The 13,036-nt window shown below is 50.7% G+C and carries 13 protein-coding genes, 1 rRNA gene and 1 riboswitch; of the genes, 13 read left to right on the forward strand and 1 reads right to left on the reverse strand.

Going from position 1 to position 13,036, the window contains the following annotated elements:
• Positions 1–64: 64 nt before the first annotated feature.
• Positions 65–180: ribosomal RNA gene (rrf, locus tag GKZ89_RS12275) — 5S ribosomal RNA — on the forward strand.
• Between the two features lie 413 nt (positions 181–593).
• Here rrf and GKZ89_RS12280 read toward each other — a convergent pair.
• Complete coding sequence (locus GKZ89_RS12280) at positions 594–1,049, reverse strand: hypothetical protein (protein ID WP_155112703.1); 456 nt, start codon at positions 1,047–1,049, stop codon at positions 594–596.
• Positions 1,050–1,113: 64 nt separating this feature from the next.
• Between GKZ89_RS12280 and GKZ89_RS12285 the strand changes: the two genes are divergently transcribed.
• From GKZ89_RS12285 to purH, 12 genes are all read left to right on the forward strand, one after another.
• Positions 1,114–1,314, forward strand: a complete 201-nt coding sequence (locus tag GKZ89_RS12285) for an NETI motif-containing protein (RefSeq protein ID WP_155112704.1) — start codon at positions 1,114–1,116, stop codon at positions 1,312–1,314.
• Positions 1,315–1,398: 84 nt separating this feature from the next.
• Positions 1,399–1,500, forward strand: a riboswitch (purine riboswitch).
• Between the two features lie 102 nt (positions 1,501–1,602).
• Positions 1,603–2,091 (forward strand): 5-(carboxyamino)imidazole ribonucleotide mutase, encoded by a 489-nt coding sequence (purE, locus tag GKZ89_RS12290; protein WP_162356798.1) that lies wholly within the window; start codon positions 1,603–1,605, stop codon positions 2,089–2,091.
• Entirely contained in the window at positions 2,075–3,202 is a 1,128-nt protein-coding gene (purK, locus tag GKZ89_RS12295) for a 5-(carboxyamino)imidazole ribonucleotide synthase (protein WP_162356800.1), read from the forward strand. Before purE ends, purK begins: the two co-directional genes overlap by 17 nt.
• An 18-nt stretch (positions 3,203–3,220) precedes the next feature.
• Complete coding sequence (gene purB / locus GKZ89_RS12300) at positions 3,221–4,513, forward strand: adenylosuccinate lyase (RefSeq protein WP_155112706.1); 1,293 nt, start codon at positions 3,221–3,223, stop codon at positions 4,511–4,513.
• Positions 4,514–4,594: 81 nt separating this feature from the next.
• Complete coding sequence (gene purC, locus GKZ89_RS12305) at positions 4,595–5,305, forward strand: phosphoribosylaminoimidazolesuccinocarboxamide synthase (protein ID WP_155112707.1); 711 nt, start codon at positions 4,595–4,597, stop codon at positions 5,303–5,305.
• Positions 5,298–5,552: a phosphoribosylformylglycinamidine synthase subunit PurS gene (gene purS / locus GKZ89_RS12310; RefSeq protein ID WP_155112708.1), complete on the forward strand. Its 255-nt coding sequence runs from the start codon at positions 5,298–5,300 to the stop codon at positions 5,550–5,552. The genes purC and purS overlap by 8 nt, the downstream gene beginning before the upstream one ends.
• Positions 5,549–6,232 (forward strand): phosphoribosylformylglycinamidine synthase subunit PurQ, encoded by a 684-nt coding sequence (gene purQ, locus GKZ89_RS12315; protein ID WP_162356802.1) that lies wholly within the window; start codon positions 5,549–5,551, stop codon positions 6,230–6,232. The genes purS and purQ overlap by 4 nt, the downstream gene beginning before the upstream one ends.
• On the forward strand, positions 6,216–8,444 hold the full coding sequence (gene purL, locus GKZ89_RS12320; protein WP_155112709.1) for a phosphoribosylformylglycinamidine synthase subunit PurL: 2,229 nt from the start codon (positions 6,216–6,218) through the stop codon (positions 8,442–8,444). The genes purQ and purL overlap by 17 nt, the downstream gene beginning before the upstream one ends.
• Positions 8,420–9,850, forward strand: a complete 1,431-nt coding sequence (gene purF / locus GKZ89_RS12325; RefSeq protein ID WP_155112710.1) for an amidophosphoribosyltransferase — start codon at positions 8,420–8,422, stop codon at positions 9,848–9,850. Before purL ends, purF begins: the two co-directional genes overlap by 25 nt.
• 12 nt (positions 9,851–9,862) lie before the next feature.
• The gene (gene purM, locus GKZ89_RS12330; RefSeq protein ID WP_155112711.1) at positions 9,863–10,900 is read left to right on the forward strand and encodes a phosphoribosylformylglycinamidine cyclo-ligase; all 1,038 of its coding nucleotides are present in this window, start codon (positions 9,863–9,865) and stop codon (positions 10,898–10,900) included.
• The gene (purN, locus tag GKZ89_RS12335; protein ID WP_155112712.1) at positions 10,897–11,487 is read left to right on the forward strand and encodes a phosphoribosylglycinamide formyltransferase; all 591 of its coding nucleotides are present in this window, start codon (positions 10,897–10,899) and stop codon (positions 11,485–11,487) included. Before purM ends, purN begins: the two co-directional genes overlap by 4 nt.
• The gene (gene purH / locus GKZ89_RS12340) at positions 11,484–13,022 is read left to right on the forward strand and encodes a bifunctional phosphoribosylaminoimidazolecarboxamide formyltransferase/IMP cyclohydrolase (protein ID WP_155112713.1); all 1,539 of its coding nucleotides are present in this window, start codon (positions 11,484–11,486) and stop codon (positions 13,020–13,022) included. The genes purN and purH overlap by 4 nt, the downstream gene beginning before the upstream one ends.
• The last annotated feature ends 14 nt before the right edge of the window (positions 13,023–13,036 follow it).

Here is a 13,036-nt window from a genome sequence, read left to right on the forward strand (position 1 = left end):
AACGTAAGGCATGACACTCGTGAACATTCGTTATCCAGTTTTGAAAGAGCAATCTTTCTAAAGATCTGGCAGTTATGGCGAAGAGGCCACACCCGTTCCCATACCGAACACGGAAGTTAAGCTCTTCAGCGCCGATGGTAGTTGGGGGTTTCCCCCTGTGAGAGTAGGACGCCGCCAGGTTCATATGAAGAGATCCGCCCGCTGAGGGCGGGTTTTTTTGTGTTTTTCGGTTTTCGGGAGGCATGCATATCCAGGAGTTGAAGCCGGTGGATACGCTCGGGTTTTGTGACTGGAGAGGGGTGGCGGATACGCGGACAATCACCGGATTGGGGGCACTTTTAAGGTGTGCAGCAGATACACTGCGGTTCTGGTTCCCTTTGACAGACTTCTGGTAGTAGTGCAATGGGCCAGCGTTTCGGTGATATATAAGGAAATTCGATAATATATTAGAAATATCGATAATAAAAAAAGAAATTCGATAATATATGAAAAAATTCGATAATAAAGGATGCCTTTTCGATAATATATTGAAAAACTGATCGAAAAAGGTGGGGTTCCACACTTTTTGAGGCAGCCGAAGGCAGAGTTTGAGACTAGGCCAAGGAATCCATCCACCCAAAATGAGCGTTGAAGCCGTTTCGCAAATAAATGAGTGATTTTCGCAAATAAGTCAGGAGATTTCTTTTCGCAAATAAAAAATTTTTTTTGCAAATAAGTAGGAGGTTTTGGCAAATAACCTGCTGGAGCTGTCCTTTATTCCAGTCGGAAGCTAGCAAAAACCAAGTTTTAAAGCCATTTTTCATCCTCAAGACCGGGACCAGGAGTGCAGACCTGCACGAAACGTCGATATCCAGCCAAAATCGAACGATAAATCCCCAAAAACGGCCGATAAGTCTACAAATATTAATAAAGTCTAGATCCATAATCATTATCAGTTTACATAACGCCCCCTCCCCGCTGCTACCTCGATCTCCACCACCCCCAGCCCCGTCCCCACCACCACAGCCCCGTCCACCATCTCCACCCCTCTCTAAAACACCCATCCCCATTTGTCACACCCCCACTCCCCATATATAATAAAGAAACACTAACAACCCAGAGAGGAAGTATCAAATGCCGGAAAAGCCACAAAAAAAGAAATTTGAAGTTGCGGAGAATGAGAGCATTGCCGATGTTCTGGACCGCATGAAAGAGGAAGGATACTCTCCAGTCCGCCGTATGGAGGAGCCTATTTTCAAAGAGGTTAAAAAGAATGGAAAAACAGAGATTTTACCGGCAGGACGGAAGCTGGTTTTCGAAGGGAAGTTGCTGTAAATCCGAACATTAATAAGTGACACATAAGTATCGTTCGATATTTACGGTTGACATGTGACAAAATCTCCTGTTATGATTAGGATGAAAATTGAACAACGAAGCCTTCATATATAGTTGGGGATATGGCCCAGAAGTTTCTACCCGGACACCGTAAATGACCGGACTATGAGGGGAAGTAGCGCTGCGGACATAGATGTTTACATACTGTGCCCGGTTCGTCTTGCTTTCTCTATAGAAGCAGGATGGCCGGGCTTTTTCTATATTTTTTATGAGAATGGGGGAGCCGGTATGATAGAGCAGGTTGGAGTCATTATGGGGAGCCAGTCCGATTGGGAGACGATGGCCCATGCGTGCAAGGTGCTGGATGAGCTTGAGATTTTCTATGAAAAGAAGGTGGTTTCGGCCCACCGTACTCCGGATTTGATGTTTGATTATGCAGAGATCGCGAGAGACCGTGGATTAAAGGTCATCATCGCCGGGGCCGGCGGTGCGGCTCATCTGCCTGGGATGGTGGCATCCAAAACGACTCTTCCTGTGATCGGGGTGCCGATTCAGTCTAAAGCGCTGAACGGACTTGATTCCCTCCTTTCAATTGTCCAGATGCCTGGCGGCGTTCCAGTCGCAACGGTTGCCATCGGAAAAGCCGGCGCTGTGAATGCTGCTCTTCTTGCGGCTCAAATTCTATCCATTCACGATAGCCGGATTGCAGCCGCTCTTACCAGGCGGAGGGAAGAGATCCGCAATTCGGTTCTGGAAAGCAGTGATCAGCTTGTATAAGCAGATTTTGCCCGGCAGTACGATCGGAATCATCGGCGGGGGCCAGCTCGGCAGAATGATGGCGCTGGATGCAAGGAACATGGGCTACCGGATCGCGGTCCTTGATCCTGTACCGAACAGTCCGTGCGGACAGGTGGCTGATGTGGAGATTACGGCAGCCTACAGTGACCTTGCTGCAATCCAGCAGCTTGCAGCTGTCAGCGATGTGATCACGTACGAGTTTGAGAACATTGATTACCATGCCCTTACCTGGCTTGAGCAGAATGCATACCTTCCGCAAGGGAGCAGGCTGCTCGCTGTTACACAGGACAGACAAACGGAAAAAGAAGCGATAGTAGCTGCGGGATGCGACGTCGCTCCTTACCGGATCCTTGAAGATGGCTCAGACTTTGAAGAAGCAATGGAAGACGTCGGCTTTCCGGCCGTACTAAAGACATGCAGAGGGGGATATGACGGCAAAGGGCAGACGGTTATCAGAGGACCGGAGGATTTCGAGGAGGCCCGAGAGCTGCTGAACGAGGCGAAATGCATTCTTGAAAAATGGGTACCGTTTGAAAAGGAACTGTCCCTCATTGTAACCCGGAATCCGGACGGTGCTGTCATGACGTTTCCGGCCGCAGAGAACATCCACATCGGAAACATCCTGCACCAAAGCATCGTACCGGCGAGAATTTCAATAGAAACCGAAGAACTGGCCCGAAGAGCAGCACTGAAGCTGGCAGAGCGTTTTGAGCTGATTGGAACGCTGGCAGTTGAAATGTTCCTTACAGAAGACGGAGAGATCTACATCAATGAGCTTGCACCGAGACCGCATAATTCGGGACATTACACAATGGATCTGTGTGAGACGTCACAGTTTGAACAGCACATCCGGGCCATTTGCAATTTGCCTCTCGGAAGGACAGATTTAGTAAAAAAAGGGCTGATGGTAAACGTATTAGGCGAACATATGGAGCCTGTTTTAAATAATCTTTCGTTTTTAGATGAAGCTGCGTTATACTTGTACGGTAAAAAAGAAAACAAGCCAAAGAGAAAAATGGGGCATGTGAACTTTAAAACGGACTTCATTGAAGAAACGATGGAAAAAATATCGAAGCAGTGGGGTCAATAGAAGAACGGAGGATTTACGATGATCGAACGTTATACAAGACCGGAAATGGGGGCCATCTGGACGGAGGAGAACCGTTTTCAGGCTTGGCTTGAGGTGGAGATTCTTGCATGTGAAGCATGGGCAGAGCTCGGAGTGATTCCGAAAGAGGATACCGTGCTTCTTCGTAAGAATGCATCCTTTGATATTAACCGCATTAAAGAAATAGAAGAAGAGACGAGACATGATGTTGTTGCATTCACAAGAGCGGTTTCCGAGACGCTTGGGGAAGAACGCAAGTGGGTCCATTACGGTCTGACGTCTACAGATGTAGTGGATACAGCGCTGTCTTACCTGCTGAAGCAGGCGAACGATATTTTGAGGGCAGATCTTGAGCGCTTTGTTGAAATCCTGAAAAACAAAGCCATCGAGCATAAATATACGGTCATGATGGGCCGCACGCACGGTGTCCATGCAGAGCCAACTACGTTCGGCCTAAAGCTTGGTTTATGGTATGAGGAAATGAAGCGAAACCTGGAGCGCTTTAACCGGTCGGCGGAAGGCATTGAATTTGGCAAAATGTCCGGTGCGGTTGGAACGTATGCGAACATTGATCCATTTGTGGAAAAATACGTGTGCGAAAAGCTTGGCCTGCAGCCGGCTCCAATTTCAACCCAGACATTGCAGCGTGACCGCCATGCAGATTACATGGGCACCCTTGCGCTCATTGCTACGTCCATTGAAAAATTTGCTGTAGAGATCCGTGGTCTACAAAAAAGTGAAACGCGTGAGGTCGAGGAATTTTTCGCTAAAGGACAAAAGGGTTCATCCGCAATGCCGCATAAACGCAATCCGATCGGATCTGAAAACATGACAGGGCTTGCCCGTGTGATCCGCGGATACATGATGACCGCTTACGAAAATGTACCGCTCTGGCATGAACGGGACATCTCCCATTCATCCGCTGAACGGATTATTCTGCCGGATGCGACGATCGCCTTGAACTATATGCTGAACCGTTTCGGTAATCTCGTTAAAAACCTGACCGTTTTCCCTGAGAACATGAAGCGCAACATGGACCGTACACTTGGTCTGATCTACTCCCAGCGCGTCCTGCTTGCTCTCATTGATTCAGGCATGGCACGTGAAGCAGCATATGATCTTGTGCAGCCGAAAGCAATGGAGGCATGGGAAACGCAAACCCATTTCCGGACATTAGTAGAAGCGGATCCGGCTGTTACGGAACGGTTAACACCTGCCGTAATCGATGACTGCTTTGATTATAACTATCATTTGAAAAACGTAGATGCCATTTTTAACAGGCTCGGTTTATAAAAAAATGAAGAGGCAAAGCCAATCTTTGCCTCTTTTCAATCTTAAGATTCCCAATATTCCGACTACAGGAGGGTGAAATAGATGGAACTGCTTTATGAGGGAAAAGCGAAGCGCATTTACAGAACAGAGCGTCAGGGGAAACTGCTTGTTTCCTATAAAGATGCTGCAACAGCATTTAACGGGGAGAAAAAAACAGAGATTACCGGAAAAGGGCGGCTGAACAACGAGATTTCTGTTCTGATTTTTGAAAAGCTCAAAGAAGCCGGCATTGCGAACCACCTGATCCGTAAAGTTTCTGAAACCGAGCAGCTTGTAGAGGAAGTCACGATTATCCCGCTTGAAGTCGTTGTGCGGAACATCGTTGCCGGAAGTATGGCGAAGCGTCTCGGCATTCAGGAAGGAACGCCGATTCCGGAACCGATTGTTGAGTTTTACTACAAAGATGATGCACTCGGAGACCCGCTCATCACAGAAAGCCATATTGCCCTGTTAAACGCGGCCACACCGGAGCAGACCGCTGAATTGAAAGAAAAAGCCCTCAAAGTAAACCAAATCCTCATTCCTTATTTTGCCCAAAGAAATGTGAGGTTAATAGACTTTAAGCTCGAGTTTGGTCTCCGCAAAGACGGAACGATTCTGCTGGCCGATGAAATATCCCCGGATACATGCCGCCTCTGGGATGCAGAGACGGGAGAAAGACTGGATAAAGATGTATTCCGCCGCGACTTGGGCAGTTTGACAAATGCCTACGAAGAAATCTTAAAACGATTGGGAGGACCCGCTCATGTATAAAGTGAAGGTATATGTCAGTTTAAGAGAAAGCATTCTGGATCCGCAGGGGAACGCCGTGAAGAGCGCGCTCCACAGCATGAACTACAGGGAAGTCCAGGATGTACGCATCGGGAAGTACATGGAGCTTATGATTGAAAAAACAGACCGTCCGCTTGAAGAGACAGTGAGGGAAATGTGTGAAAAGCTTTTGGCAAACACCGTGATTGAAGACTACCGGTTCGAAGCAGAGGAGGTCGTGGTCCAGTGAAATTCGCAGTAATCGTGTTTCCGGGATCCAACTGTGATGTGGATATGTACCATGCAGTAAAGGATGAGCTTGGAGAGGAAGCAGAGTACGTCTGGCATGATGCGAATGATCTGAGCGGCTATGACGGCATTCTTTTGCCCGGGGGATTCTCGTATGGAGATTACCTGCGCTCCGGTTCCATCGCTCATTTCTCAAATGTCATGGCACAAGTGAAAAAAGCAGCTGAGCAAGGAAAGCCGGTGCTTGGTGTCTGCAACGGATTTCAGATCCTGCTGGAAGCAGGGCTGCTTCCGGGTGCTATGAAGCGGAATGAAGGGCTGAAATTCAAATGTGAACCGGCCTCTCTAAAGGTGGTCAATGCCGGTACCCTGTTCACATCCACCTATGCAGAAAACCAGATCATCTCGATCCCAATCGCCCACGGAGAAGGAAACTATTTCTGTGATGAGCTGACGCTGAAAAGGCTGAACGAGAATAACCAGATCGTGTTTACATACAGCGAAAATCCAAACGGCAGCCTCGCAGACATCGCAGGGATCACAAACGAACGGGGAAATGTCCTCGGCATGATGCCGCATCCTGAACGCGCTGTCGATTCCATGCTTGGAAGCGCTGACGGCTTAAAGCTGTTTCAATCGATCGTCAAAAACTGGAGGGAAGCACATGTCACTACTTCTTGAGCCAAATCCTGAACAAATCAAAGCCGAAAAAGTGTATCAGCAAATGGGAATCAGCGACGAGGAATTCGCGATGGTGGAGTCCATTCTCGGCAGGCTTCCCAACTACACGGAAACGGGTATCTTCTCGGTCATGTGGTCGGAGCACTGCAGCTATAAAAACTCCAAGCCGGTGCTGAAAAAGTTCCCTGTTACAGGAGAGCACGTCCTGCAGGGGCCGGGCGAAGGAGCAGGGATCGTCGATATCGGCGATAACCAGGCGGTCGTTTTCAAAATTGAGAGCCATAACCATCCTACCGCTGTAGAGCCTTACCAGGGTGCTGCAACAGGTGTCGGCGGCATCATCCGCGATGTTTTCTCAATGGGCGCTCGTCCCATCGCCCTGTTGAACTCGCTGAGATTCGGTGAACTGAAATCACCGCGTGTGAAGTATTTGTTTGAAGAAGCAGTGGCAGGAATAGCCGGCTACGGAAACTGCATCGGCATCCCGACGGTCGGCGGCGAAGTTCAGTTCGACGACTCCTATGAAGGGAATCCGCTTGTGAATGCGATGTGTGTCGGGCTGATTGACCATAAGGATATAAAAAAAGGCCAGGCAAAAGGGCTTGGCAACACCGTTATGTATGTTGGGGCAAAAACAGGGCGCGACGGCATTCATGGTGCGACCTTCGCTTCCGAAGAACTGAATGAAAAGTCCGATGAAAAGCGCCCCGCCGTTCAGGTCGGAGATCCGTTCATGGAAAAGCTTCTCCTTGAAGCCTGCCTGGAAGTGATCCAGAACGATGCGCTTGTCGGCATTCAGGACATGGGAGCGGCTGGCCTGACCAGTTCTTCTGCTGAAATGGCGAGCAAGGCCGGATCAGGAATCGAAATGAACCTCGACTTGATCCCGCAGCGTGAATACGGGATGACCCCTTACGAAATGATGCTCTCTGAATCCCAGGAGCGGATGCTGCTTGTGATCGAGAAAGGCCGCGAGCATGAAATCGAAGCGATTTTTGCGAAATATGAGCTGGAAGCTGTTTCAGTCGGAACCGTGACAGATGATAAAATGCTCCGCCTCGTTCATAGGGGAGAAGTCGTCGGCGAGATTCCAGTCGATGCCCTGGCAGAGGAAGCACCGGTGTATCACAAACCATCGGCGGAGCCTGCTTATTTCCGTGCCTTTCAGCAAATGGAGGAGACGGTTCCTCAAGTAGCGGATTTAGAGGAGACGCTCGTGAATCTTCTGAAGCAGCCGACCATCGCGAGCAAGGAATGGGTCTACAATCAATATGATTACATGGTCCGCACGAACACAGTCGTCGCGCCGGGATCGGATGCGGCCGTACTGCGCATCCGCGGTACGAAAAAAGCCCTCGCGATGACAACGGACTGCAATTCCCGCTACCTGTATCTCGATCCGGAAACAGGCGGGAAAATTGCTGTGGCTGAAGCAGCCCGGAACATCGTATGCTCCGGTGGAACACCGCTCGCGATTACAGACTGCCTCAATTTCGGCAATCCGGAAAAGCCGGAGATTTTCTGGCAGTTGGAAAAAGCAGCAGACGGAATGAGTGAAGCGTGCAGGGTCCTTCATGCTCCGGTCATCGGAGGCAACGTTTCCCTTTATAATGAAACGAACGGAACGGCCATCTACCCGACACCTGTCATTGGAATGGTCGGCCTGATTGAAGATACGGACTACATCACGACGCAGCATTTTAAAGAAGCCGGCGACTTGATATATGTAATGGGCGAAACGAAGCCCGAGTTCGGCGGGAGCGAGCTGCAAAAGCTTGTATACGGTGAAATATACGGAAAAGCACCGGCTCTAGATTTAGCTGTGGAAAAAGAACGCATGGATCGTTTGTCAAAAGCGATCCGCGAAGGCCTCGTTCAATCTGCACATGACGCAGCAGAGGGCGGACTTTCCGTAGCGCTTGCCGAGTCTGCGTTCTCACGGAACGGACTTGGAGCTGAAGTTGAACTATCAGGGGACGCTGTTACAGCATTATTCAGTGAAACCCAATCCCGTTATGTGATGACCGTACGTCCTGAACACCAAGGACGGTTTGAAGAGATAACCGACTCGGTTAAAATCGGCCGGGTCACAGATGATGGAAAACTCACCATCCGCGGAAGCCAAGGGGAACAGTGGGTGGATACAAGCATCGAGAAGCTTGAAGCCGCCTGGAGAGGAGCCATCCCATGCTTGCTGAAATCAAAGGATTAAACGAGGAATGCGGGGTATTCGGAATTTGGGGGCACCCGGACTCAGCCCAGATTACGTACTATGGCCTGCACAGTTTGCAGCACAGGGGCCAAGAAGGCGCAGGGATTGTAACGACGGACGGCAAGACGATGGATTGTGAAAAGGGACTCGGGCTGATCACCGATGTGTTCAATAAAGGGCAGCTTGGCGAAATGAGCGGGAAAGCCGCAATCGGCCATGTCCGCTATGCGACAGCGGGAGGCGGCGGATTTGAAAATGTCCAGCCTCTTATGTTCCGGTCGCAAAACGGCGGTCTGGCGCTTGCCCACAACGGCAACCTGGTGAACGCGAATCACCTGAAACATCAGCTTGAAAGCCAGGGCAGCATTTTTCAAACGACCTCCGACACGGAGGTACTCGCCCATCTCATCAAGAGGAGCGGCCATTTTTCCCTGAAGGATAAAGTGAAAAATGCGCTCTCGATGCTGAAGGGCGCTTACGCTTTTCTCATCCTGACGGAAACGGAAATGATGGTGGCGCTTGATCCGAACAGCCTCCGCCCGCTGTCGCTCGGCCTGCTTGGCGATGCGTATGTGGTCGCATCTGAAACATGTGCCTTTGATATTGTCGGAGCGGATTATTTGAGGGAAGTCCAGCCCGGCGAGCTGATCATTATCAATGATGAGGGCATGACGTCTGAGAGGTTTACGATGTCAAGCAACCGGACGATCTGCAGCATGGAATACATCTATTTTTCCAGACCCGACAGCAACATCGACGGAATCAACGTTCACACTGCCCGCAAAAATCTCGGAAAGCGGCTTGCACAGGAAGCCGCAGTGGAAGCAGACGTTGTAACTGGTGTGCCGGATTCTTCGATATCGGCTGCCATCGGCTATGCAGAAGCATCCGGAATCCCGTATGAGCTCGGGCTTATTAAAAATCGGTATGTCGGACGCACATTTATCCAGCCTTCGCAGTCGCTTCGCGAGCAGGGAGTGAAAATGAAGCTTTCCGCTGTCCGCGGGGTCGTCGAAGGGAAACGGGTCGTGATGGTCGATGATTCAATCGTCCGCGGGACGACGAGCCGGCGGATTGTCCAGATGCTGAAAGAAGCGGGTGCGACCGAAGTGCACGTCCGGATCAGTTCACCGCCAATCGCCCATCCATGTTTTTACGGGATCGACACGTCTACTCACGAGGAGCTGATCGCCTCCTCCCACAGTCCCGAAGAAATCCGGGAACTCATCGGCGCGGATTCGATTGCCTTTATCAGTCCGGAAGGCCTGCTCGAAGGCATCGGCCGGCCGTATGAGGGAGAAACAAGGGGACAGTGCATGGCCTGCTTTACCGGCCGCTACCCGACGGAAATTTATGCGGATACCGTCCTGCCTCACGAAAAAGAAGCCAAATCAGGTACCCGCTAAGGAGGAATTGCGATGTCAAAAGCGTATCAGGATGCAGGAGTGAACATTGAGGCAGGCTACGAAGCCGTCTCCAGGATGAAAAAACATGTTGAGCGCACGAAGCGCAATGGTGCCATCGGTCTGCTCGGCGGCTTTGGCGGAGTCTTTGACCTGTCAGCCCTGAATTACCGGAAGCCGGTTCTCGTTTCAGGAACAGACGGCGTCGGAACGAAGCTGAAGCTCGCTTTTCTGGCGGACCGTCATGATACAATTGGAATTGACGCGGTTGCGATGTGTGTGAATGATATCCTCGCTCAAGGAGCAGAACCGCTTTTTTTCCTCGACTATTTAGCTCTTGGAAAAGCCGATCCGGAAAAAATTGAACAAATCGTCAAGGGCATTGCAGACGGCTGCGAAGAAGCAGGCTGTGCACTGATCGGCGGCGAGACAGCAGAGATGCCGGGCTTGTATGAAGAGGATGAGTACGATGTGGCCGGCTTTTGTGTCGGCGGTGCGGAAAAAGATGAACTCGTGACAGGAGAGGCAATCAGAGCCGGCCATGTGCTCATCGGTCTTACTTCAAGCGGCATCCACAGCAACGGCTATTCTCTTGTCCGGAAGATCCTTTTCGAGGAAAACGGCTTTGAACTGGACCAGCAGATTTCTCCGCTGCAGCAATCCCTTGCCGGGGAACTGTTAACGCCTACGAGGATCTATGTGAAGCCGGTTTTGCAAGTAGTAAAGAAAGTAAAAGTAGATGGCATGGCCCATATCACCGGCGGCGGTTTTATCGAAAACATCCCGCGGATGCTGCCGGCAGGACTCGGTGCAGAGATTGATTACGGCTCCTGGCCGATTCCTCCGGTCTTTGACCTGCTCGAAGAAAAAGGGAAGCTGGACAGGGAAGAAATGTTCAATGTTTTCAACATGGGCATCGGCTTTGTCCTGGCAATCAGCCCTGAACGAATGCTTGATGCGATCCGTATTTTGGAGGAGCATGGAGAAAAAGCATTTATTATCGGCCGGGTAAAAGAAGGGTCAGGCGTTGTATTTGGCGGTGCTGCCCTATGAAGTCCCAGCCTAAAATGGCGGTTTTCGCCTCGGGCAACGGCAGCAATTTTCAAGCCATAGCGAATGCAGCTAAACGCGGCGAGCTGGAAGCAGAAATCGTCCTGCTCGTCTGTGATAAGCCTGGTGCGCCTGTAACGGAAAAGGCAAGGGCGGCCGGGATTCCGGTTCTGGAGCTGTCTCCAAAGTCCTTTGAAAATAAAGCCGATTATGAAACTGAAATTCTACTTGCTCTTCAGCAGCATGGAGCAGAGTGGCTGATCCTGGCGGGCTATATGAGGCTGATCGGCCCGGTCCTCCTTGATGCCTATCCTACTAGAATCATCAATCTCCATCCCTCTCTTTTGCCGAAGTTTCCCGGGAAGGACGCGATTGAGCGTGCCTATGAATCCGGTGAACAGGAAACGGGCATCACCATTCACTATGTGGATGAAGGGATGGACACCGGTCCGATCATCGACCAGATGACCGTCGTGATCCCGGAATCTCTCGAACAGCTAAAAGAAAGCATCCATAAGGCGGAGCATGCCTTTTTCCCCGCCGTTCTCCAGCACGTACTGAAAATCCAGACAGAGGTGAACCAATCATGACAATCAAACGAGCACTGATCAGCGTATCCGATAAAGAGAATCTCATCCCGTTCGCAAAGCGTTTGACCGAACTCGGGGTGGAAGTAATCTCGACCGGAGGAACAAAAAAAATGCTTCAGGAAGCAGGCGTGAGTGCCACCGGAATCTCAGAGGTGACCGGATTTCCTGAAATCATGGACGGCCGTGTGAAAACCCTCCATCCTGCCATTCACGGCGGGCTGCTTGCTGTAAGAGACAACGAGAGTCATATGAACCAGCTGAAAGAGAACGGCATCAAGCCTATCGACCTCGTCGTCGTGAATCTTTATCCGTTCAAAGAAACGATCTCAAAGCCGGACTTTACATTCGCTGAGGCTGTTGAAAACATTGACATCGGCGGCCCGGGCATGCTCCGTGCATCTGCAAAAAATCATGGAGATGTCACCGTAGTAGTCGATCCTGCGGACTACGATACCGTTCTAGAACAGGTGGAAAAGGACGGGGATACGAGCCTTGACCTCAGACGCCGGCTCGCTGCGAAGGTGTTCCGTCATACCGCAGCGTATGATGCATTGATCGCCGAATACATGACCTCGGCTGCCGGAGAAGAAAATCCGGATACCCTGACGGTTACATATGAGAAAAAACAGGACTTGCGCTATGGGGAAAACCCGCATCAGCAGGCAGTCTTCTACCAGACACCGCTAAAGCGGAAAGCTTCCATTGCGGAAGCGAAACAGCTTCACGGAAAAGAGCTTTCCTATAACAACATTAAGGACGCGGACGCGGCCCTGCAGATCGTCCGGGAGTTTGAAGCACCGGCTGCTGTGGCTGTGAAGCATATGAATCCATGCGGAGTTGGTACCGCTGAAACAATCAGCCAGGCTTATCAGCGCGCTTTTGACGCCGATCCGACCTCGATTTTCGGAGGGATTGTTGCCCTGAACCGTGAAGTGGATGCGGCAACCGCTGAAATGCTGCATGAGATTTTTCTCGAGATTATAATTGCCCCTTCCTTTTCAGATGGAGCGCTTGAAATCCTTAAAGCGAAGAAAAACATTCGCCTGCTGACGGTTGAACGGGAGGAAAAAGCTGCACCGGCGAAACAGCTCGTTTCTGTTGCCGGGGGCTTGCTGATTCAGGATGAAGATACGCTCACCCTTGAAGATGCCGTCGTTTCCATTCCGACGAAGCGGGAGCCGACTGAGCAGGAGTGGAAAGACCTGAAGCTTGCCTGGAAAGTCGTCAAGCATGTGAAATCGAACGCGATCGTCCTGGCAAAGGATGAAATGACGGTCGGAATCGGTGCAGGGCAGATGAACCGTGTCGGCTCAGCGAAAATCGCCATCGAACAAGCAGGAGTGAAAGCGGAGGGAAGCGCGATGGGTTCCGACGCATTTTTCCCGATGGGAGACACGGTCGAAGCGGCAGCGAAGGCCGGTGTTACAGCGATCATTCAGCCGGGAGGCTCGATCAAAGACGAAGAATCCATCCGTGCTGCAGATGAGCACGGCATCACAATGGTCTTCACTGGCATCCGCCATTTCAAGCATTAAGAAGGGAGATCGAT

Origin of the sequence: Metabacillus mangrovi (assembly GCF_009711125.1) — a bacterium.
In the GTDB taxonomy this organism is placed as follows: domain Bacteria; phylum Bacillota; class Bacilli; order Bacillales; family Bacillaceae; genus Metabacillus_B; species Metabacillus_B mangrovi.